Annotated in this window: 18 protein-coding genes and 1 tRNA gene; 7 read left to right on the forward strand and 12 right to left on the reverse strand. The window is 72.1% G+C overall.

The genetic code is table 11. From position 1 onward, the window contains the following. Nucleotides 1-123 precede the first annotated feature (123 nt). From ACZ7OH_RS16440 to ACZ7OH_RS16460, 5 genes are all read right to left on the reverse strand, one after another. The gene (locus tag ACZ7OH_RS16440; protein ID WP_470281548.1) at nucleotides 124-969 is read right to left on the reverse strand and encodes a S49 family peptidase; all 846 of its coding nucleotides are present in this window, start codon (nucleotides 967-969) and stop codon (nucleotides 124-126) included. A gap of 19 nt (nucleotides 970-988) precedes the next feature. After that, nucleotides 989-2305, reverse strand: coding sequence for a histidine kinase (locus ACZ7OH_RS16445; protein ID WP_470281549.1), 1317 nt, complete (start codon nucleotides 2303-2305; stop codon nucleotides 989-991). Between the two features lie 290 nt (nucleotides 2306-2595). Then, nucleotides 2596-3456, reverse strand: coding sequence for an Fpg/Nei family DNA glycosylase (locus tag ACZ7OH_RS16450; protein WP_470281550.1), 861 nt, complete (start codon nucleotides 3454-3456; stop codon nucleotides 2596-2598). Between the two features lie 39 nt (nucleotides 3457-3495). After that, nucleotides 3496-3936 (reverse strand): DUF983 domain-containing protein, encoded by a 441-nt coding sequence (locus ACZ7OH_RS16455; protein WP_400901687.1) that lies wholly within the window; start codon nucleotides 3934-3936, stop codon nucleotides 3496-3498. Between the two features lie 118 nt (nucleotides 3937-4054). Beyond that, nucleotides 4055-5581 (reverse strand): sigma-70 family RNA polymerase sigma factor, encoded by a 1527-nt coding sequence (locus ACZ7OH_RS16460; protein ID WP_470281551.1) that lies wholly within the window; start codon nucleotides 5579-5581, stop codon nucleotides 4055-4057. Between the two features lie 187 nt (nucleotides 5582-5768). Here ACZ7OH_RS16460 and ACZ7OH_RS16465 point away from each other — a divergent pair. Continuing rightward, a tRNA-Gly gene (locus ACZ7OH_RS16465) sits at nucleotides 5769-5841 on the forward strand. Between the two features lie 123 nt (nucleotides 5842-5964). On the opposite strand, the gene ACZ7OH_RS16470 is transcribed toward ACZ7OH_RS16465, so the two are convergent. From ACZ7OH_RS16470 to ACZ7OH_RS16480, 3 genes are all read right to left on the reverse strand, one after another. Further along, entirely contained in the window at nucleotides 5965-6258 is a 294-nt protein-coding gene (locus ACZ7OH_RS16470) for a YiaA/YiaB family inner membrane protein (protein WP_470281552.1), read from the reverse strand. A 69-nt stretch (nucleotides 6259-6327) separates the two neighbouring features. Beyond that, complete coding sequence (locus tag ACZ7OH_RS16475; protein WP_400901691.1) at nucleotides 6328-6729, reverse strand: immunity 7 family protein; 402 nt, start codon at nucleotides 6727-6729, stop codon at nucleotides 6328-6330. Between the two features lie 33 nt (nucleotides 6730-6762). Further along, nucleotides 6763-7302: a DUF2716 domain-containing protein gene (locus ACZ7OH_RS16480; protein WP_470281553.1), complete on the reverse strand. Its 540-nt coding sequence runs from the start codon at nucleotides 7300-7302 to the stop codon at nucleotides 6763-6765. 135 nt (nucleotides 7303-7437) lie between these two features. Between ACZ7OH_RS16480 and ACZ7OH_RS16485 the strand changes: the two genes are divergently transcribed. Beyond that, nucleotides 7438-8112 carry an alpha/beta fold hydrolase gene (locus ACZ7OH_RS16485; protein WP_470281554.1) on the forward strand — a complete coding sequence of 225 codons (675 nt, stop codon included), beginning with the start codon at nucleotides 7438-7440 and terminating at the stop codon, nucleotides 8110-8112. On the opposite strand, the gene ACZ7OH_RS16490 is transcribed toward ACZ7OH_RS16485, so the two are convergent. Both ACZ7OH_RS16490 and ACZ7OH_RS16495 read right to left on the reverse strand, forming a co-directional pair. Then, on the reverse strand, nucleotides 8097-9572 hold the full coding sequence (locus ACZ7OH_RS16490) for a serine/threonine-protein kinase (RefSeq protein ID WP_470281555.1): 1476 nt from the start codon (nucleotides 9570-9572) through the stop codon (nucleotides 8097-8099). The genes ACZ7OH_RS16485 and ACZ7OH_RS16490 overlap by 16 nt on opposite strands. A gap of 69 nt (nucleotides 9573-9641) precedes the next feature. Next, a complete protein-coding gene (locus ACZ7OH_RS16495) occupies nucleotides 9642-10265 on the reverse strand; it encodes a hypothetical protein (RefSeq protein ID WP_470281556.1) in 624 nt (207 codons plus the stop codon). Between the two features lie 147 nt (nucleotides 10266-10412). On the opposite strand from ACZ7OH_RS16495, the gene ACZ7OH_RS16500 reads away from it, so the two are divergent. The 5 genes from ACZ7OH_RS16500 to ACZ7OH_RS16520 are packed head-to-tail and all read left to right on the forward strand — an operon-like array spanning nucleotide 10413 to nucleotide 17365. After that, the gene (locus ACZ7OH_RS16500) at nucleotides 10413-11738 is read left to right on the forward strand and encodes an alginate O-acetyltransferase AlgX-related protein (RefSeq protein WP_470281557.1); all 1326 of its coding nucleotides are present in this window, start codon (nucleotides 10413-10415) and stop codon (nucleotides 11736-11738) included. A gap of 31 nt (nucleotides 11739-11769) precedes the next feature. Next, on the forward strand, nucleotides 11770-13710 hold the full coding sequence (locus tag ACZ7OH_RS16505; RefSeq protein ID WP_470281558.1) for a glycosyltransferase family 4 protein: 1941 nt from the start codon (nucleotides 11770-11772) through the stop codon (nucleotides 13708-13710). Further along, nucleotides 13707-14249, forward strand: a complete 543-nt coding sequence (locus ACZ7OH_RS16510; protein ID WP_470281559.1) for a hypothetical protein — start codon at nucleotides 13707-13709, stop codon at nucleotides 14247-14249. The genes ACZ7OH_RS16505 and ACZ7OH_RS16510 overlap by 4 nt, the downstream gene beginning before the upstream one ends. Before the next feature lie 2 nt (nucleotides 14250-14251). Next, nucleotides 14252-16057 (forward strand): glycosyltransferase family protein, encoded by a 1806-nt coding sequence (locus ACZ7OH_RS16515; protein WP_470281560.1) that lies wholly within the window; start codon nucleotides 14252-14254, stop codon nucleotides 16055-16057. A 3-nt stretch (nucleotides 16058-16060) separates the two neighbouring features. Next, nucleotides 16061-17365, forward strand: a complete 1305-nt coding sequence (locus tag ACZ7OH_RS16520; RefSeq protein ID WP_470281561.1) for an acyltransferase family protein — start codon at nucleotides 16061-16063, stop codon at nucleotides 17363-17365. Nucleotides 17366-17369: 4 nt separating this feature from the next. Here ACZ7OH_RS16520 and ACZ7OH_RS16525 read toward each other — a convergent pair whose 3' ends face one another. After that, entirely contained in the window at nucleotides 17370-18989 is a 1620-nt protein-coding gene (locus ACZ7OH_RS16525; RefSeq protein ID WP_470281562.1) for an SAM-dependent methyltransferase, read from the reverse strand. Beyond that, nucleotides 18986-20209 (reverse strand): hypothetical protein, encoded by a 1224-nt coding sequence (locus tag ACZ7OH_RS16530; RefSeq protein ID WP_470281563.1) that lies wholly within the window; start codon nucleotides 20207-20209, stop codon nucleotides 18986-18988. Before ACZ7OH_RS16530 ends, ACZ7OH_RS16525 begins: the two co-directional genes overlap by 4 nt. Nucleotides 20210-20235: the final 26 nt, after the last annotated feature.

Raw genomic sequence — 20235 nt, forward strand, 5'->3', positions numbered from 1 at the left:
CGATCGCAACAAAGCCCGTTGACAAGGAGACCTGACGCCCCTTCGCAACTCCAGGAGCGTTACGCGGGTTGGGTGATCCAGGTCACAAAGTCTGCCCTGAAGTACTCAAACCGGACATCGGTTTCAGAGGCCGAAGCGGGACCAAGCCGCCTTCTGCGTCACCGCTTCCAGCACCGCCGACGCCGCGGCCGGGGCGCCGATGCCGAGGCGGGCCAGCAGGGCCCTCTTCGGCTCCGCCACCGAGATCTCCGCGTCCGGGAAGCGGTCCGTGACGATCTGGCGGAGGCTGCCCAGCCCGTCGATCAGGCCGAGCTCCAGCGCCTTCGCGCCCAGCCAGACGTCACCGGTGAACAGGTCCTCGGCGTCGGTCAGGCGGTCGCCGCGGCGCTCCTTCACCCAGCTCACGAACAGCTCGTGGAGCTGGGTGTGCATCTTCTTCAGCCACTCGACGTCCTCGGGCTTCTCCGGCGAGAACGGGTCGAGCCGCGACTTGTTCGCGCCCGCCGTGTGCAGGCGGCGCTCGATGCCGAAGCGCTCCAAGAGCCCCGTGAAGCCGAAGCCGCCGCTGATCACGCCGATCGAGCCGACCATCGACGTGCGGTGCGCGTAGATCTCGTCGGCCGCGCAGGCCAGCCAGTAGCCGCCGGACGCGGCGACGTCCTCGCAGAACGCCAGCACCGGTACGCCCTTCTCGTCGGCCAGCTGCCGGATCCGCTCGGCGACCAGCCCGGACTGCGTCGGCGCGCCGCCCGGCGAGTTGATCAGCAGCGCGACCGCCTTCAGCCGGTCGTGGCCGAACGCCCTCGTCAGGGCCGACTCGACGGCGGCCAGGTTGATCGCGCCCCGGCCCAGCGGCGACGGCGACGGCGTGATCACGCCGTGCAGCTTCACCACGGCCACGACGTCCTTGCGCTCGACCCGGTCGGCGAGGACCGGGATCCGCGAAGCCAGCTTGTCCGTAACGCTCATACGGTCAGGCTAGCGGGATTCAGCTCATGGGGAGGATGCCGGAGCGCGTGCCGTTGACGCCGTTCACCTCGGTGCCGTTCAGCTGGGCCGGGCCACCCTGGGCCGGGACGTCGGCTTCGGCGTCGGCGCTGTAGTCCGGCATGTTCGGCCGGACGCCCGGGACGAACTTCGGCACCCGCAGCGTCACCTTCATGCCGGCACCGGGCGCGGTCTCGACCATCACCGCGTAGTCGCTGCCGAAGACCTGCTGCATGCGCTGGCTGATGTTGCCGAGCCCGACGTGCGCGCCGGTGCTGTGCGCGTTCTTGACGTCCCGCAGCCGCCGCGGGTCCATGCCGATGCCGTCGTCCTCGACGCTGATCAGCGCCTCGGTGCCGTGGTCCTGCGCGATCACCGTGACGCAGCCGCCGCTGGGCTTGCTGGCGAGCCCGTGCTTGACCGCGTTCTCCACCAGCGGCTGGATGATCAGGAACGGCACGACGACACTGAGGACCTCGGGCGCGATCTTCATCCGCACCTCGAGCCGGCCGCCGAAGCGGGCGTTCTCGATGGTCAGGTAGCGGTCGATGTTGCGCAGCTCCTCGGCCAGCGAGGTGAACATGCCCGACGTCCGGAACGAGTAGCGCGTGAAGTCGGCGAAGTCCTGAAGCAGCTCTCGCGCCTCTTCGGGGTCCGTGCGGATCAGCGCGGAGATCGTGTTGAGGGCGTTGTAGACGAAGTGCGGCGAGATCTGCGCGCGCAGGGCCTTGATCTCGGCCTGCTGGAGCTGGTGCTTCGACTCGTCGAGCCGCGCCAGCTCGAACTGCGTGCAGACGAACTGGGCGACGGCGTCGGCCATCTGCACCAGGCGCCCGCGGGTGCGGCCGACGACGATCAGCGCCGCCTCGGTCTCGCCCTCGACCAGCAGCGGCACGATGACGGCGGTCTTCATCCGGCAGGTGCCGCGGTGGTTGCACGGCATCCGGTCGTGCGCGACGACCTCGCGGCGGTGCTTGCGGATGGCCGCGCCGATCGCGTCGACGAGGTCGACGTAGTGCTCGTTCGCCTCGCCGTCCCAGGACAGCAGCGTGCCCTCGCTGTCGGTGATGCCGACGGCGACGCAGTCGAGCATCTGCAGCAGCTGGGTGGTGATCTTGTCGGCGGCGTCCTCGTCCAGGCCGGAGCGGAGGTTCGGGGCGGCCTTCGACATCCGGTGGACGGCCTGCAGCATGGCGTCCTCCACCACGCTGGCCGGTTTGCGCTGTTTCACGAGCAGCACGATCACCGCGATGCCGAGCAGCACCGCCAGACCCCACGGAATGATCTGCGCAAGCGGAAACCCGGACACGGCGTCCATGCTCTGCGCTCGACCAACCGGGTGCAAGGCCTGATCCCACTTTCTGTCCAACTGTGATGACCGAGGGTGGGAGTGACCCTACTCAGAGTCCGACGAGGCCCGTCACGGTCACTGTCCGCAACACGCGGGCGGGGCGGTCTGTTCCACCGGATCCGGGGAAAGCGGCTGGAAGAGGGCGGTTCGGCGACCGGCGGCACCCGGCTTGCCGGCGCTCCGGCCGCCGGCGGCACAGCACCTGCGGCCGAACGGGGGAATCCCGGTGCGTGACGTGGCGACCACAGGTGTCACGGCTACTTCAGCAGCCGGGACATCCGGCGGTCGGCCAGCGGCTTGCCGCCCGTCTGGCAGGTCGGGCAGTACTGGAACGACTTGTCCGCGAACGAGATCTCGCGGATCGTGTCGCCGCAGACCGGGCACGGCAGGCCCGTGCGCGCGTGGACGCGCAGGCCCGAGCGCTTCTCGCCCTTCAAGCGCGCGGCCTTCTGCCCCACCGAGCGCTGGACGGCGTCGGACTCGATCTCGACGATCGCCTCCGCGAGGGTCTCCAGCGCGCCGTCGTCGAGCTTGCCGATCGTCGCGTACGGGGAGAGCTTCGCGCGGTGCATGATCTCGTCGGAGTACGCGTTGCCGATGCCGGCGATCAGCGACTGGTCGGTGAGCGCCCACTTCAGCCGCGTGTTCTTCCCGGCGAACAGGTCGCGCAGCTGGGCCGCGTCCACCGAAAGCGCGTCCGGGCCGAGGCGCGCGACGCTCGCGATCTCCTGCGGGTCCTTCACGATCCACACCGCGAGGCCCTTCTTCGTGCCCGCTTCGGTGAGGTCGAACCCGGGTCCGGTGGCGGACTCGAGGTGCACGCGCAGCGAGATCGGGCCCTTGCCCGGCTTGAGCGGCGCCGCGGCCAGGCCGTCGGACCAGCGCAGCCAGCCCGCGCGGGCCAGGTGGACGACCAGGTGCAGGTCACCCGCGACGACGTCGAGGTGCTTGCCGTATCGGGTCGCGCCGGTGATCTCGCGGCCGTGCATCTCGGTCCACGGTGGGGTCGCCGTCTTCAGGACGCTCAGGGATGCGACATCGATGCGGAAGATCGTCTGGCCGACCGCGTTCTCACGCAGGTGGTGCGCCAGCGCTTCGACCTCGGGCAGTTCGGGCATGCTCCCAGTTTCACCCCTTCGGCCGAATTCCGGTACTCGCTATTCGACGGGGTGCAGCGGCCCGTCGAAGTCCGGCAGCGAATGCCGCTGGATCGTCTTTGAGATCTTCTTGACCTCGCCCTGCACGGTGAACATGCCGCGGATCGTGCCGACCCAGCGTTCGGACGGCCGGTCGCCGGTCACGTCACCCTCGGTCTCCGCGACCACCGTCCACGGCCGGCGCAGGATCCACCGCAGCGGGAAGAACAGCACTATGAGCAGCAACGCCAGCAGCACCCACGCGGGGATGTTGACCTCGTTCGGCGTCCACACCACCAGGATCACGGCCAGCAGCGCGGTCACCACGATCATCGCGATACCGGGGCCGTAGCTGCCGGCGACGTCGTGCTCGAAGTCGTCGGCCGTCGCCGGCGCGCGCCATTCCATCTGGGCACGGACCACCCAGTCGCGGCCGTCTTCGCCGCGTACCAGCCGGTTCATTCAGTTGCCTCCCGGGGCGCCCGCAGGGTGAGCACGACAAAACCAAGCAAGAAAACGGTACCGTGCCCGGGCTCGCCCGCGCGAGGGAGGAATCGGACATCCCACCCGGCGAAGTTGATCAACGCTGCTCAGGGGTGGTCGAGGCCGGGTCCGCCGGGTCGCTCGAACCAGTGACTTCGGACGCGCTGCTCGGGCACGGTTTTCCCGAAGTCGGCGTCACGGTCGTCGACGGCTCGGTTTCCCCGTCGGTCGGCGCCGGCTTGGCGGGGGCGGTCGTCGTCGTGCTCCCCGGGCGGCCGGACGGCGACAGCTCCGGCGCGGTCTCGTCGCTCGACTTCGTCATCTCCGTGGCCGTGGAGTCGAGCCGCGGCGACGTCGACGAGTGGTCGGGCGTGCTGAACGTCGAGGACGTCGTGACGTCGTCGCGCGGGGTGCCGCCGTTCGTACCCGGCTGCGGCAGCGAACCGGCGTCGCCCACCGGGACGTCGCCCGCGGGCACGGACGGCACCTCGTTCGCCGCCAGCTGCTTGGAACCGCCACTGCGCTGCCGCGCCGGGACGGCGATCCCGGTGCCCCGGCCGTTGAGCACGCCGATGCCGATCCGGGGGTCCTGCTGCGGCTGCGGGGGCGGCTGCTGGTGCGACTCGGCGGGCGGCACCACGACGAGCTCGGGCGCCCCGCCGGTCAGCCCGACGTCTTGCACCGGCGACGACCCGAACAGCACGGGACCGGCCGCGACGCCCACGGCACCCACGGCCGCGGTCGACGCCAGCGCGAGCCCGATCTTGACCTTGGAGCCGACCAGCACGCCCTTGATCGTCGCGCCGAGCCCGGCCAGCACGCCGCTGCCGCCCGCGGCGGCACCCGCGGCGGGCACCAGCAGCACCAGCACCCCGGCGTGCGCGCGCAGCGACGAGCAGACGTCGCGCAGCTCGTCCTGGGTCGCCCGGCACGACGGGCAGCCGTGCAGGTGCGCCTTGATGCGCTCCGCCTCGGCGCCGGTCACGCTGCCCGCGGTGAACCCGCCGAGCTTCTCGACGACCGAGCGGCAGGAGTCCGGCCCGCGGTTCACCGACAGGTGGGCCTGCAAGTACGCCGCGCGGAGGCCCTGACGGGCCCGGCGGGCCAGCGCGGCGGTCGCGTTCGCGCTCAGCCCGAAGTGGGTGGCGACCATGGCGGGCTGCTCGCCCTCGACCTCGGTCTGCCACAGGACGGTCCGCCAGCGCTCGGGCAGGCTGGTGAACGCCGTCGTGATCAGCGTGTGCTCGGCGGTGCGGGCGTGCGTGTCGGCCCCCGCGCCGGCGCGGAAGGTCAGCTCGTCGTCGGACACCGGGACGTCGCGGCGGGCGCCGTGCCACTCCCAGGAGACGCGGCGGGCGACGGTGAGGAGGTAGGCGCGGACGTAGTCCCGGGGGCCGGCGCCGCGGCGAAGGGCCTGGAGCACGCGGAAGAACGTCTCCGCGGTGATGTCCTCGGCCTCGGACCGGTCGGAAGCCAGGCTCTGCGCCAGTCTCCGGACGGCGGCGGCGTGCAGCTCGAACAGCTCCCCGAACGCGGCGTCCTCGCCGTTTCGAAGTCGTTGCAGCAGTGCCTGCTCGTCGGATTCCGAGGCCGCTGGTGGCGGCACCGTGCCCAGCTCGGTCATCCGGCCCGGCACCTCCTCCCCGAAGGTCTCCCCATTCGGTCGAATGGGGACACCATACGGAGGGATTCAGCCGTCGTCACCCCTTGTACGCCAGCTGTGACACCGAAGCACCGGGTCAGGGCACCGGGGGACCCGCTCATCGGAGCAGTTTTCGGTTGGTATAGAGTTCTCTCAACAGCAACGCAGTGCGGATGTAGCGCAGCTGGTAGCGCATCACCTTGCCAAGGTGAGGGTCGCGGGTTCGAATCCCGTCATCCGCTCAAGATCGAAAAGCCCCCCGCTCAGGACATCGAGCGGGGGGCTTTTCGCTGTCTCGGCGCGGTTCACCGGTGAGCGCCGTCACACGACTTTCGTTGCTCCTCGATACCACCTCTTCGGGTGACCTACACAGCGGGCGCTTTGAACGGGTCGTGCTCGGCGAGGAGCTTGTCGAGCCGGGCTTGGTCGACGCGGGAGACCACCGAGGTCTCCTCCTGTCTGTCGCGGACGCACTTGGCGAGCGTGAAGGTGGAGGTGACCAGGTACAGCGCGCCGAGAGCGAGGAAACCGCGGATCCAGCCGTCGACCGGCAGGTACGCGATGCCGCCGGTGACGGCCGCCAGCGCCAGGCCGAACGAGATCGCCGCCTGGATGTAGAAGGCCGTCGTGGTGGGGGACGTGGTTCCGGATTTGGTCATGTGACGAGGGTCTCGCCGGGTGCGGGCGGGTGTCTTGAGCAGTACTACTCAGGCCCGGTTGCGATCGGGCTACAGCTCGTAGACGTCCAGGACCGTCGGGGCCACCGGGGTCAGGTGCGGGTCTTCGCGCTCCGTCACCTGGCCGCGGGCCATGCGGTACACGCGGAACTCGTTGTCGTGCTCGGGGTCCTGGTCGTCCCACACGTGCAGGAGCCCGTAGGAGCCCGCCGCGAGCTCGCCGACCCTCGTGAACACCTCGAGCAGCTCCGGGCCCAGGCGGCCGCCGTGCTTGTCGAAGCCGCCGAAGTGCAGCATCGGCATGCCCGCGCTCCAGCGGAGGTCGACCAGGTCGAAGTCACCCGCGTCGCGGATCGCGCGGTGCACGCGGTCGACCAGGCGCTCCAGGAGCGCCGCGTCGTCATCGCCGCTCGCGGTCGCCTGGATGGTCACCCAGCCGTGATACTCGAACACCCGCAGAACGGTAGCAAGAGATCAACGGCGAGCTCAGCGGGCCAGTGCGGACGGCTTCCCGTCGCGGCGCAGCAGGTTCGCCAGGACGCCTTCGCCGTGCTTCTCGAACGCCGGGACGAGCTTGTCGCCGAACACGCAGAGCGTGCGCTCCCACGGGTGGCCGAGCGTGCCGAACGAGAAGTCCGAAGCCAGGAACAGGTGGTAGTCCGCGCGCGGGAACACCGGCACCGGCCAGCGAGCGCCCTCGGTCATCAGGTGCGGGCGGACGCGGAAGGACTGGTGCTGCCAGTGCAGCGCCCACATCCAGTCGTCCGGGCCGCAGACCTCGCGGAACGCGGCGAGCGCGATGGCCGCGACCTGGTGCTCTTCGACCGCGTACGGGCCGAGGCGGAACTCGGCCGACGCGCGGTCCAGGTCGCCCGGCGAGAGGTCCCAGGTCCGCGACGGCGCCGGCTCGCGGAAGCCCGGCCAGGCGTGGGCGTAGGTGCTCGGCCAGAACGCCAGCTTGTCGTACACCCAGTACCAGGCGGGCTCGTCGGCAACGCGGGAGACGGCTTCCCAGGCAGCATTCACTGTTACGACCTCTGACTTCGGCCACGCACGAAAGAACACGCGAAAGCTTCGTGTTCGCCCTCCGGTTTGTCCAGTCCTCGTCCGCTCGCCGCGAACTGTGTCACTCGACCGGGTGGGTCCTGCCAGATTGTCACCATGCGGATCGTCTTCGTCCACGGTGCCTTCGTCCGCGACGGCGCCTGGTGGTGGCGCCCGACGGCGGACGTCCTCGCCGGCCGGGGTCTGCGCAGCTCAGCGGCGGTGCTGCCGAGCTGCGAGAGCGAGCCGCGCGGCGATCTCCACGACGACGCGGCGGCCGTCCGCGCGCTGCTCGACGCCTCCGACGAGCCCGCAGTGCTCGTCGGACATTCCTACGGCGGGATGGTGATCACACAAGCCGGCAACCACCCCGCGGTCCACCGGCTCGTCTACGTGACGTCGTTCCTGCCGGACGCCGGCGAGGCGCTCGCGGCCTTCGGCGGCAGCGAGGCACCGCCGCGGCACGTGAGCCACGGCGACGGCACCGCGAGCGTCCGCGAGGAGCTGGTGCGGCCGCTGTTCGCCCAGGACTTCGACGACACCACCTACGCCGGGGCCGCCGCCCGGCTCACGCCCCAGAACGAAGCTGTCTTCGGCCAGCCCGTGACGACCGCCGCTTGGCGGGAGGTCCCGTCCACCTTCGTCGTCTGCGCCGACGACCGCGCGACGCTGCCGGAGACCCAGCGGAGGCAGGCCGCGCGCGCGACCGACGTCGTCGAGCTGCCGGTGGCGCACCACCCGTTCGTCACGCGGCCGGAGCTGGTGGCCGGGGTGCTTCAGACGATGAGGTAGCCCATCAGGAACTCTTTGGTCTTGCCCTCGCAGCCGGCGTCGAGCGAGTCGAAGTGGCTCGCGCCCGCGTTGCAGCGGTAGAGCGCGCGGGCGCTCCCCCAGGACGGCGGGTTCGCGTAGATGTGGCCGAGCAGGCCGAGCGACTGCTGGCCCTCGCACTTGCCGCTCTGGTCGGGCGAGGTGAACCAGTCCTTCTGGTCCTTCACCTTGCAGGCGAACAGCTTCCGCGTCCCGGGCTCGGCGTTGGCGACGAGCGAACCGAAGACGCCTTCCTTGGTGAACCCGGCCGGCGGGCCGACCTTCTTCGTCCCGCTGAAGTGACCGCCGTCGGCCTGGTGGAAGCGGATCAGCGGCACCTCGTCGAGCTTCGGCGGCCGGTCCCCGGCGGTCGGCGACGGTGGGGTGGAACTCGCGGACGTCGTCGGCGTGGGCTTCTTGGTGCTGTGTTTCGTCGTTGTCGTCGAGGTCGCGGACGATGACGTCGACGCGGGATCGGCGACGGGCGCGGGCGTGGTGCGGTCCGGCTTGAGGAAGAAGATCGCGCCGAGCGCCGCGACCACCGCGACCGCCACTCCGGTCAGGATCAGCGGCAGGCGGCGCTTCTTCTCCGGCCGACCGTCCACTGTGGCCGGTGGCGGCGTGGCGAGCCACGCGGTCCGCGACGGCGCTGCCGGCGCGCCGGTACGCGCGGTTTCCAGCAGCCGCCGCAGGCCGGCCGGCGTCAACCGGTCCGAAGTGGACTGGGTGAGCAGCCCGCGGACGGCGTCGGCGAGCGGGCCGCGGCAGCGCTCCAGCACGGGCTGGTCGTACATGATCGCGTGCAGGGTCGCGGCCGTCGTGGTGCGCTGGAAGGGCGCGCGGCCTTCGGCGGCGTGGAAGAGCGTCGCGCCGAGCGACCAGAGGTCCGCCGCCGGCGACGGCCCGGCCCCGGCGAACAGCTCGGGCGCCATGTACCCGGGCGAGCCCATGACGCCGCCGGTCTGCGTCAGCGACGGGTCGTCCAGCGCCCGCGCGATGCCGAAGTCGGCGAGCTTCACGCGGTCGCCGGGGAGCACCATGATGTTGCTGGGCTTGACGTCCCGGTGCACGATGCCCGCCGCGTGCGCGCTCTCCAGCGCGCCGAGCACCTGCAGCCCGAGCGCGGCGACGCGGCTGTTGTCCAGCGGTCCTTCGCGCCCGATGACGTCCGCCAGCGTCGGCGCGACGACCAGCTCCATGACGATGAAAGTCGCGCCCTGCTCGCTGACGACGTCGTACACCGTGACGACGGCGGGGTCGTTGAGCCGCCCGGCCGTGCGGGCTTCCCGCATGACCCGCTCGAGGCTCGTGCCCGGCGGCGTCGCCAGCTCCTTGAGCGCGACCGGCCGCCCGAGCACCGTGTCTTCGGCGCGCCAGACGACGCCCATGCCGCCCCGGCCCAGCTCGGCCGAGATCGCGTACCGCCCCGCGACCAGTCTCATCGTCGCCCCCCTGAACGCCGTGGGGGCGATGCTAGGGGAGGCGCCGGGCGGGCCCGGCGCCTCCCCGGCTCAGGCGGCGTCCCAGAGGGTGAGGAACGCCGACGCCTCGCTGCGGGCCCAGGGCCGCAGCCGTTCGCGGTCGCGCGCCGAGAGCTGGAACTCCTTGCTCCGCCGGACGTCGATCACCAGGGCGTGCCCGCCCGGCAGGACGTCCGGCATCGCCTGCTCCAGCACCCACAGCGCGAGCTGCGCGGAGTCCTTCGTGAGCGGCTCCTCCTTGAAGTAGAGCCAGGTCGCGTACCGGCGGCCGTCGCTCTTGCGCAGCCCGAGCTGCGGGCTGACGCCGATCTCGAGGTCCCCGATCCGGCAGCGCCCGCGCCCGACCTCGACCAGCCGCGGCGACTTCCGGCCGAGGTAGCGCAGCCAGCCCTCGGCGATCGCCGCGTAGTGCGGTTTCGTCCGGTCGTCGGCGGCGTTGACGAGCGCGCGCAACGCGGTCGCGTCCTGCCCCGCCGCCCGCCCGGACCGCACGGCGTTGGCCGCCCGCCGGTAGTAGTTGAACGCGGCTCGCGCCGGGTCCTCGTAGAGCCGGCGCTGCCGCCGGACGAACGACGACCGCGACGGACCGGTACTAGCGCTGTAGCCCACGAACGTGGGCAGGGTGATGTAGGCCATGGCCCTGCCTTCCTCCATCACACCACCCGCGGACACGGGCGGCATCTCCCCTGGACAACGCCCATTTTAGAACATATGTACGACAGTTTTCGGCCGCCGACGAGGTGACGGCGGCGAACTCGGACGTCGGAATCCGGCGAACCGCGGGTCGGCTATGGTGAACGGGTGTCGGTGCACTTGAGGGGCGGGGAGCCGGAGAAGCGGATCCAGCCCCTTCCGGTCCACGAGGCCTGGCTGCCGAAGGGCCACTCGATGTACCGCCCGCGGCACGGCCGGCAGCAGGTCGCCCTCGTCTGCGCGGTGATCTTCTTCCTGACTCCGGTGGTTTCGCTCGGCCTGTTCGGACCACCCGCGGCGTTCGAAAACCGCAAGCTCCACGACTTCCCGAGCCTGTCCGACGGCTGGGGCTTCTTCAGCGGGCTCGGCGCGTGGGCCACCGACTGGCTGCCCGGCCGCCAAGCCGCCGTCCAGGCCGAAGACGGGATCAGCCGATCGGTGTTCGGCGAGCCGCCCGCGCTCGGCGCGAAGCCACCGGCCCCCGGGGTCGGCCCGGTGCCGGCCCAGCCGCCCGCGCGCCCGGACACCGGCCAGCTGCCGGGCCAGACCAACAGCAACTACCCGGCGGTCGTCGAAGGCCGGGACGGCTGGCTGTTCCTCGGCAACGACCTCTACGCCAAGTGCAACCCGATGATCCCGACCGCCACGGTGATGGACGAGCTGATCGGGTTCCGCCGGGCGGTCGAGGCGTCCGGACGGCGCCTGGTGCTGGTCGTGCCGCCGGACAAGTCGGACATCTTCCCGCAGTTCCTGCCGGACCAGTACCCGGGCAAGGACTGCGCCCCGGTCGCGGCCCGGACGATGTGGCAGCGGCTCAACAACGACGTCGGCTACCTGGACATGCGCGGGCCCCTGCTCGCCGAGTCGCAGCGCCGGGGTGCCCCGATCTACTTCAAGCAGGACACCCACTGGCAGTTCCACGGCGGGCTCACGATGGTCCGGGCCGTGGCCGAGGACCTGCGTCCCGGCGTGACCCGCACCTGGCGGACCGCGTCCAAGGAGACGTTCGACAAGCAGACCGACCTGCCGCCGCTGATCGGCCGCACCGGCAGCGAACCGGCGGAGCTGGAAAGCCTGGCCCCGGACGGCGGCGCCGACCGGACGCGCACCTTCTTCGGCCAGCCGAACACCGTGCCCATCGAGCTGCACGGCCCGGCCGTGCCCGGCACCGTCCCGGACAAGGTCGCGATGATCGGGGACTCGTTCACCGGGTTCGCCAACATGTACTTCGCGGCCGCGTTCACGGACATGACGATCATGCACTCCGACTACGTCGTGCAGGACACCGCGGCGGCCGCCGCGAAGCTCGCCGACAGCGATGTCGTCGTCGTCGAAATCGCGGAACGCAACCTCATCGGCGGGCAAAGCCCTATCCTGGCCCCGGCCGTGGTGAAGACGCTGAGCGAGCAGCTCGCGAAACACCCCCGGCAGTGACCGCGCGCCAGCGCATGGACGAAGGAATCTGATGATCGTGCGGGAGCTGCCGTGGCTCGCCGGTGTGGACGCCGGCAGTGCCTCGATCACCGCCGGCCGGGTCGCGGTCGGCGGCTGGCTGGTCTCGCCGAGCGGACCGGACGGCAGCACCGTCCGGCTCGGCGGGCAGATCGCCCGGGTGCACTGGGAGCGCGGGACGAGCGCCGTACCGGGCGTCCCCGCGGACTGGCCGAGCTGGGTCTGGCGCGCCGAGGTCGACGTGGACCAGCCGGTCGGCGTCGAGGCGACGGTCACCGCGCCCGACGGCACCGAGCTCAGCCGGGTCGCGGTCTGGCCGGAGAGCACCTACCGGATCCCCGCTTCCCTGGGGGAGATCGACCACCCGGCGGCGGACGCCGAGCTCGTCGGTGACCTGGTCGTCGTCTCGGGGTGGCTGCTGCTCGACGGCAGGTTGCCCAGCCGGATCGAGGTCGAGGTCGACGGCGCCGCCCCGCAGCGCGCCCGGCTGATGCTGCCCCGGCCGGACGTCACCCGGAACCTGCCGGGCCAGGTCCGGCAGGCCGGGCTGAGCGGGTACGAGGCCCGGGTGCCGCTGCCCCTGGCCCCCGGCGACCGGCGGAAGGTGAGCCTGCGGGTCCGGGCCTGGACCCGGGACGGGCGGGAGTGGACGTCGCCGGTCCGGTACGCGACCTTGCGCCGCCGAGCGGTGGACCGGCGCGACGCCGAAGCCGCGGCGCGCGCGACGGCGTTCACCGAAGAGCTGCTCGGGCGCGTCAAGGCCGCCGTGGACACCGACCACGTCCTGGTCGTCACGCACAGCCTGCGCGTCGGCGGCGGCCAGTTCTGGCTCAGCGAGCTGCTGCGCCACCTGGCCGGCTCGCACGGGCACAAGGTCACGCTCGTGTCCCCCGAAGACGGGCCGCTGCGCGCGGAGCTGGAGGACCTCGGCGTCACCGTGCACGTCACGGGCCACCACCGCGTCCAGGACGCGACCCAGTACGCCGCCTACGTCGGTGAACTGGCCATGCTGGCCACCGCGTCCGGCGCGGGGGTCGTGCTGGTGAACACCCTCGGCATGTTCGCCGGGGTGGAGGCGGCGAAGCGCGCCGGGCTGCCGGTGGCGTGGGTGATCCACGAAAGCTTCAGCCTGGAGGACTTCGCCTACCTGAACTGGGGCATGGACGGGCTCGACCCGCTGGTGCGCGAACGCTGGGAGCATTGCCTGGCCGACGCCGACACGCTCCTGTTCGTCGCCGACGCCACGCGCGAGATGTTCCTGCCCTGGTCGCGGCCGCGGCGGTGCGTCACCGTCCGGTACGGCATCGACCTCGTCCCGGTCCAGCAGGCGCAGTACGCCACCAAGGAAGAGGTCCGGCGCGAGCTCGGCCTGCCGGAGTCGGCGACCGTGCTGCTCAACATCGGCGTCAGCGAGCCGCGCAAGGGCCAGGCGCCGCTGCTGCTGGCCTTCGAGCAGGTCCGGGTGACGCACCCGGACGCCCACCTGGTGATCGTCGGGACCCACGAGTCGCCGTACTGCGACGCGCTGCGGGACTACGTCGAGTCGGCCGGGCTGGGCGGCTCGGTCAGCCTCGTGCCGATCTGCCGCGACCCGCGGCAGTGGCTGCGCGCGGCGGACCTGTTCGTCAACAGCTCCGACATCGAGTCGCTGCCCCGCTCGATCCTCGAGGCGATGGCGTTCGGCGTGCCCGTGGTGGCCGCCGACGTCTTCGGCACCCGGGAAATCGTCAGCGACAGCGAAAGCGGCTGGCTGTTCCTGCCCAACGACCTCAGCGCGCTGACGGTCGGCCTGCTGCGGGCACTGGACACCCCGCCGGAGACCCGCGCGCGGATCGCCGAGCGGGCCCGGGCCGGCGTCGGCGCCTTCCTGGACTCCGCGCACTACGGGCAGGAGTTCTCCACCATCCTGAAGAGCCTCGCCCGAGGCACCGGTACCGAGGAACGGGACGCATGAGCGCCGAAGAAGACCGCGCGGTCAGCCGCGAAGACGAGGACGCGCCGGTCGAGTACGCCGTGCCGGCGTCGGTGCGGGCCGAGCTGCTGCAGCTGCGCGCCGAGCGTTCGGTGCTGATGGCCGAGCGGGAGCGGCTGCTCGGCCGGCTCCGCGGCGCCGACGCCGAGCTGCGCGAGGCCCTGCGCGTGCAGGAACGGCTGGTCGAGGACGCCCGCGCGAACGACGAGCTGCGTCGCCAGGTCGACGAGGCCTCGGAGGCCCGCGTGGAGCTGGACGCCCTGCGCCGCGACCGCGATCTCGCGCGGCAGGAGCTGGAGCGCACCCGGCTGGAGCGCGACCAGCTCCGGATGGACCTGCTGCAGGCCGAGCTCACCCTGCACGGCGCCGACCTGCCCGAACTCGTGCCGACGGACGACCGGGACACCGAGCAGCTGCGCCGCCAGGTCGCCGAGCTCGCGCAAGAGCTCGAAGCGCACCGGCAGACGATCAGCTGGCGGGTCACCGCGCCGCTGCGCACGGTGCGCCGGAAGACCCGCTGACGGTGGCCGATCCCCGACTGGTGCTGGCGTCCGCGCCGGGCGGCAGCGCCTTCATGGAAGAGCTTTTCGAGGTCGTCGCCGATGCGGTGCGCCGGGCCGGCGGACGGGCCGAGACGCACGTCGGGCCGCTGCCCGACGAGGACGACGACACGGTCTTCGTCGTCGTCCCGCACGAGTACCTCGTGGTGCTGCCCGAGCGGCAGCGGCCGCGGCCGGACCAGCTGCGCCGCACGATCGCGTTCTGCGTCGAGCACCCCGGCACGCGGACCTTCGACACCAGCGCCGCGCTGCTGCCCGAGTTCGGCGGCGCGGTGGACATCAACGCCGACTCCACCGACGAGCTGGTGCGGCGCGGCCACGACGTCCGCCGGTTCCAGCTCGGCTACACCCCGCTGTGGGACCGGTGGGGTGGCAACCCGGACGCGCCGCGCGACATCGACGTCACCTACCTCGGCACCGCCGAGCACCGGCGGTCCGCGCTCCTGGCCCGGGCCGCCCGCGACCTGGACCGCTTCGCGGTCCGGCTGCTGACGCCACCGCACGAGCCGATGGTCAAGCCGCGACCGGACTTCCTGATGGGCCGGGCGAAGCACGAGCACCTGGCCCGCAGCCGGGTGCTGCTGAACCTGCACCGCGAGGCGTCCCGGGCCCTGGAGTGGGTGCGGGTGCTGGAGGCGGCCTGCAACGGCTGCGTCGTCGTCACCGAACCGAGCCGTGATCTCGCGCCGTTCACCGCCGGGCAGCACCTGCTCGTGGCCCGGGAAACCGTCGTGGGCGCGGCCACCGCGGCGATGCTGCGCGACGGCGAACTGGAGCGGTCGATCCGCGCCGAGGCCTACCGCTTCGTCAAGGAAGAGCTGGACATGGGCCCGTCGGCCCGGACGCTGCTGGAGCTGGCCGCGGACCTGGCGGAGCGGCACCCGGCGCCGGCCCGGCCGGAGCGCCCGCTCCGCAAGGCGGCGGCGGTCGTCGTGCCCGCCGACGGGCCGCTGGCCGTGGACACCCCGAGCTGGGACCCGCGGTTCCTCGGCGAGGCCTCCCTCGGCGGCGACCCCGGACCGGACCGGCGGCTCGCGGCCCGGCTGTTCGTGGAGCGCGCGGAAACCGCCCGGCGGACGGACGGCGGGGTTCTCGCCCCGGCCGCGCTGCCGCTCTCGCCGGGGGCCGCGCCGCGCGCGGACGACCTCGACGTGCTCGTCGTCCGGCGGATCGCGGACCCGGGGGTCGCCGCGCTCGTCGATGACCTCGCGCGCGGAACGACGGTTCCGGCGCGGGTCCTCGTCTGCCAGGACGGCACCGCGGAGCCGCCCGGGCCGAAGCCCTACGACGTGCTCCACCACCCGGTCCCCCGCGGCACCGGCCACGCGTACAACCGGCTCCTGGCCGAGTCCGAAGCCGACCTGCTGCTGGTGCTCGACGCGGGTGTGCGATGCTCGCCCCACCTGGTCACCCGGTTGCTCGCCGCGGTGCGGGCGGGCGCGGACGTGGCCCACTGCCCGGTCGCGGACGCCGCGCGGGGCCTGGTCGGCGCGCTCCCGCCGGAAGCACGGCGGCTGGCGCGGCTGCCCTACCTGGGCAGCGGCTACCTGGTCCGGCGGACCGTGCTCGAGAAGCTGGGCGGCTGGCCGGAAGACCCGTGGGCGGAAGGCCTGGAGCACCACGGCTTCTGGCTCGGGGTCGCCGGCCGGGACGCTCGCGCGGAGCTGGTGCAGCAGGTCCTGCTGTCCCGCACGGTGCCGGACCCGCCTGCCCGGCCGCTCGACCTCGATCCCCAGCGCGCCTGGGCCGCAGCCAACGCGAAACGGTAGGACATGGACAGCACCGAGACCACGGATGTGCTCCCGGCGATCACGGCCGAGACCCCCGCTCCGCCGGAGTCACGCCCGGAACCGGCGGAGTCCGCCGACCGCGGGCCGCTGCCGTCGTTCCTCCCGCAGCTGACCGGGGTCCGCGCACTGGCGGCGCTCTGGGTGCTGACGTTCCACTTCCGCCCGGAGCTGGTCTCGTCGTTCCCGTTCCTCGGCAGGCTGGCGCCGCTGTTCGACGCCGGGCACCTCGGCGTCGACCTGTTCTTCGTGCTCAGCGGCTTCATCATGACCTACACCCACCTCGAGCGGATGACCGAGCCGTGGACGCCGCGCAAGGCGCTCGGCTTCCTCTGGCTGCGGCTGAGCCGGATCTGGCCGGTGATGTTCCTGGTGCTGCTCGGCTGGGCGCTCTACCGCGCGTACTCGCTGCAGGTGAACGCCGACGCGAGCATCCAGGCGGCGGCCAGCCCGGCTCGGTTCCTCGAACACGTCCTGCTGATCCAGGGGTGGTTCATCGAACCGGACCAGTGGAACCCGGTGGACTGGTCGCTGAGCGCGGAATGGCTCGCGTACCTGGTGTTCAGCGTCGCGGTCGCGGTGCTGGCGAAGATGCTCCGGACGGTCCGCATCCGCTCGCTCGTGCTGTGCGCGCTGGTCTCGGTGTTCCCGATCGTCGCGATCGGGGTGACCATGGAGGACGGCAGCGACCTGCTGCTGTTCCACAACGCGCTGGTGCCCGGGATGATCCCGTTGCGCGTCCTCACGGAGTTCTTCGGCGGGGCGTTCACCGCGCTGATCGTGCTGCGGTACGGCCGGTCCGCGCGGTTGCCGTGGTACCTGCGGCCGTCGGCGGTGTTCGTGGTCATCGTCGCGATCATCTTCCTGGTGCAGCACTTCGACCCGTTCCGCCGCTACAACATGGGCCTCGACTGGCGGATCAACGGCCACCTGATGTGGGGCTCGGCCGAGACGGTGATCGTGGTGCCCCTGTTCCTGCTGCTGATCGGCTCGTTGGCGATCAGTGAGCGCGAACCGCTGGCGTGGCTGCTGCGCACGAAGCTCCTGATCTGGGGCGGCAAGATCTCGTTCGCGCTCTACCTGGTCCACTGGCTGGTCATCGACGTGATGCGGCACGTCATCCAGACCAAGCTGAAGCTGACCGACATGCCGACCAGCTGGGAGTACCGGCTGATCGTGCTCGGCTTCATCGGGCTGACGATCCTGATCGCGCACGTGCTGCACCGGTACTTCGAGGAACCGACCCGCCGGGCGATGCGCCGGATGCTGCCGGAGTCGATGCGCGCCTGAGGGTTCAGCCGGCGACCGGCTCGGCGAGCCGGTCGGTCCAGGCCTGGCGCAGCTCGGTGGTCCGCTCGGCCAGGTAACCGGCGTCGCAGCGGCCGGCCTGGCGGACCACCTGGAAGCGGGCCTCCACGGCCGTGGCTTCCAGGACCGCGGCTTCGTCGAGCTCGAGCCGGCGGCACAGGTCGCGCACGACGTCCCCGACGGTCGGCCCCGGCGCGTGGCCGCCGCGGGCCAGCTCGTCGGCGGTGATCAGGACGCCGCGGGCGAGGACGTCGGCCGCCGTGCACCCGTCGACCGACCATTCGAGGTCGATCGGCACGAGCCCGGACGGGGTCACGAGCAGGTTCTGCGGTGTCAGGTCCCACAGCCGCGGGCCGAGCTCCGCTGCCCGAGTGAGGACGAGGTCGCGCCAGCGGGCGAACAGTTCGGTCCACCGCGCGGGATCCGCGGCCGCGAGGTCGAGCACGGTCGGCGCGTCGAACACTTCGTCCACTGTGGACACTATGCGGACGCCGTGCGCGGCGGCGGGGTGCGCGGCCAGTGGCGTCCGGCGCACGCGCAGGACGTCGCCGTCGCGCTCGACGACCGACCGGGTGCAGAAGTCGGCGGCCCGGTCCGTGCTGAAGAAGACGGCCAGCGCGCCGGCCGGCCAGAGCCCCTCGGCACCGTCCTTCGCGGCCAGCACGAGGAACGAATTGCTGTGGTGCGTGGCCAATCCGGCGTCGACGAGCTCACGCCACACGCGCTGCTCGTCCACCACGCGGTTGCCGCCGCCGGCCCAGTCCGGGCTGGGGAACCCGGGCAGCTGCGTGGCCAGCCGCGGCTGGGTCGTGAGCAGCTCGTCGGAGAGCAGGGCCCGCGTCAGCTTGTAGTCCGGGAACGCCCCGAGCACGGTCGATCCGGCGAACCCGGCGCGGCCCACCAGATCCAGGAGCCGCTTGCGGGAAAAGGTCCGCGCGACACCGCCCGCCGGGTACCCGGCGACGCCGTCCCACGGGATGCCGGTGTGGTCTTCGGCGGCCCCGCACAGGTATTTGACGCCCAGCTGGTTCTCGATCGCGAGCACCAGCGTCCCGCCCGGGCGCAGCCGCGCCTGCGCCGCGCGCAAGAAGCTGACGTAGGGGTCGTCGGCGGCACCGCCCGCACCCACGTACTCGAGCACGCCGACGACGACCACGACGTCGTAGGCTTCGACCGCGGGAACGTCTTCGATGCCACCGACGAAAACCTCGACGTCACCGAAGCCGCGGGTCCGGGCCCGGGCACCCCGCGCGCGGCTCAGCACCGGCTCGACGGCGTCCACGGACCCGCAGCTCTCGGCGAGGTAGCGGGTCACCGCGCCGGTGCCGCAGCCGATCTCGAGCACCGTGGCCCCCGCCGGCAACCGCAAGCCGCGCAGGACGTTCGCCCGGCCGTGGTCGAGGTGGTAGCGCTCGGGCCAGGTGCGCGCGGCGAGGGTCAGCTCGTCGCTGAGCGACCCGCGGTCCTGCGCGTTCTCCAGCAACGCCGTGACGATGTCCTCGGCCCCGTCGGCGTAGTCCGAGACGCCGTCGGAGAGCACCGTGCAGCCGTGCTCGTCGTGGTCGACGAGGGACCGCAGCGGCGTGGTCACCTGGACACCGGTCACGAGTTCGGAACGTTCTCCAGCATCGCCTTCATGACGCCCTGGAACTCCTTGGTCACGGCGGTGTCCGTGGCGGGAGCCTGGTTGACGTCCACGCGCAGCACGGCGGCGCCGGAGACGTAGACCGCGCGGTAGGTCGTGTGGTCGGACAGGACCGCCTTGAAGACCGAGACCGACTGCGGGAGCCCGGCGTGGTCGGCGACCGGCTTGAGGCTCGTGCTCGGCGCCGGCTTCTGCATGGACTCCGCGAGGCGGTTCGCGTCGTCGACGCTCTTGGTGTTCACCAGCACGACGGTGTAGTCGAACGGCGTGTTGGTCGACGCCTGGCAGGTGACGTACGCCGAGCCCGCGGACTTGATCGCGGTCGCGTCGGCCGCGGTGAGGAACTCCTTGTCGACGGCGTCGTCGACGCTCATCGTGCCGTTCTTCTCACTGGCCTTGCCCGGCATCGGCGGCACGCGGGTCGGCGCGATGCTCGGCGGCGGGGCGCTGGTCGACGGCGCGGACGTCGGGTTGTTCGACGTGGTCGGGTTCGCGACGGAGTTCGAGTCGCTGCGCAGGCCGAACCACCAGATGGCGAAGCCGGCGAGCAGGACGACCAGCACCGCCGCGACGATGACGATGCCCTTCTTCTTGCCGGACCCGCTCTTCGTCTCGAAGTAGGACTCGGGGCCCTGGCGCATCCAGTTCAGGTCGTTCGAACCGTGCGGTCCGGCGGGATCGGCGCCGCCCCACGGCGGTGCGGCCGCTCCCGGCGGCACCTGGTTCCAGCCCGGCTGCGCGGGCGGCTGCTGCTGCGTGTATTCGCCGTAGTTCGGCTGGTACTCGCCGGTGTTGCGGACCACCTGGGTCCGCTCGGGGCTGTCGTCGCCGGTCGGCTGCGCCGCCGGGAACCCGCCGGACGGCGAGAACGGCTGCGACTGCGGCACGTAGGCGGTCGCCCCGGGGGCGCCGGGCTGGGCCTGCTGCGGGTGCCACGACACCGCCTGCGTGCGCTCGGCGTCGCCCCCCTGGTTCGGCTGCGGGACGCCGCCGGGCGGGCTGACCGGGCTGATCACCTGGGTCTCGTCCGCGCTGGACGGCGTCTGCGGCGGCGGCTGCCTGTTCTCCACGCCGACGGCCGAGGAAAGTACCTGGTCGCGCCGGAGGCGGTAATCGTCCGCGGAAAGCTTCCCCGCCGCGAGCTCCTCGTCAAGCCGACGCAGCTCCTCCTGCCAGGACACCAGGAGCCCCCTTATTCCGGTTCCGG

The organism is Amycolatopsis sp. NPDC114478 (genome assembly GCF_055633805.1).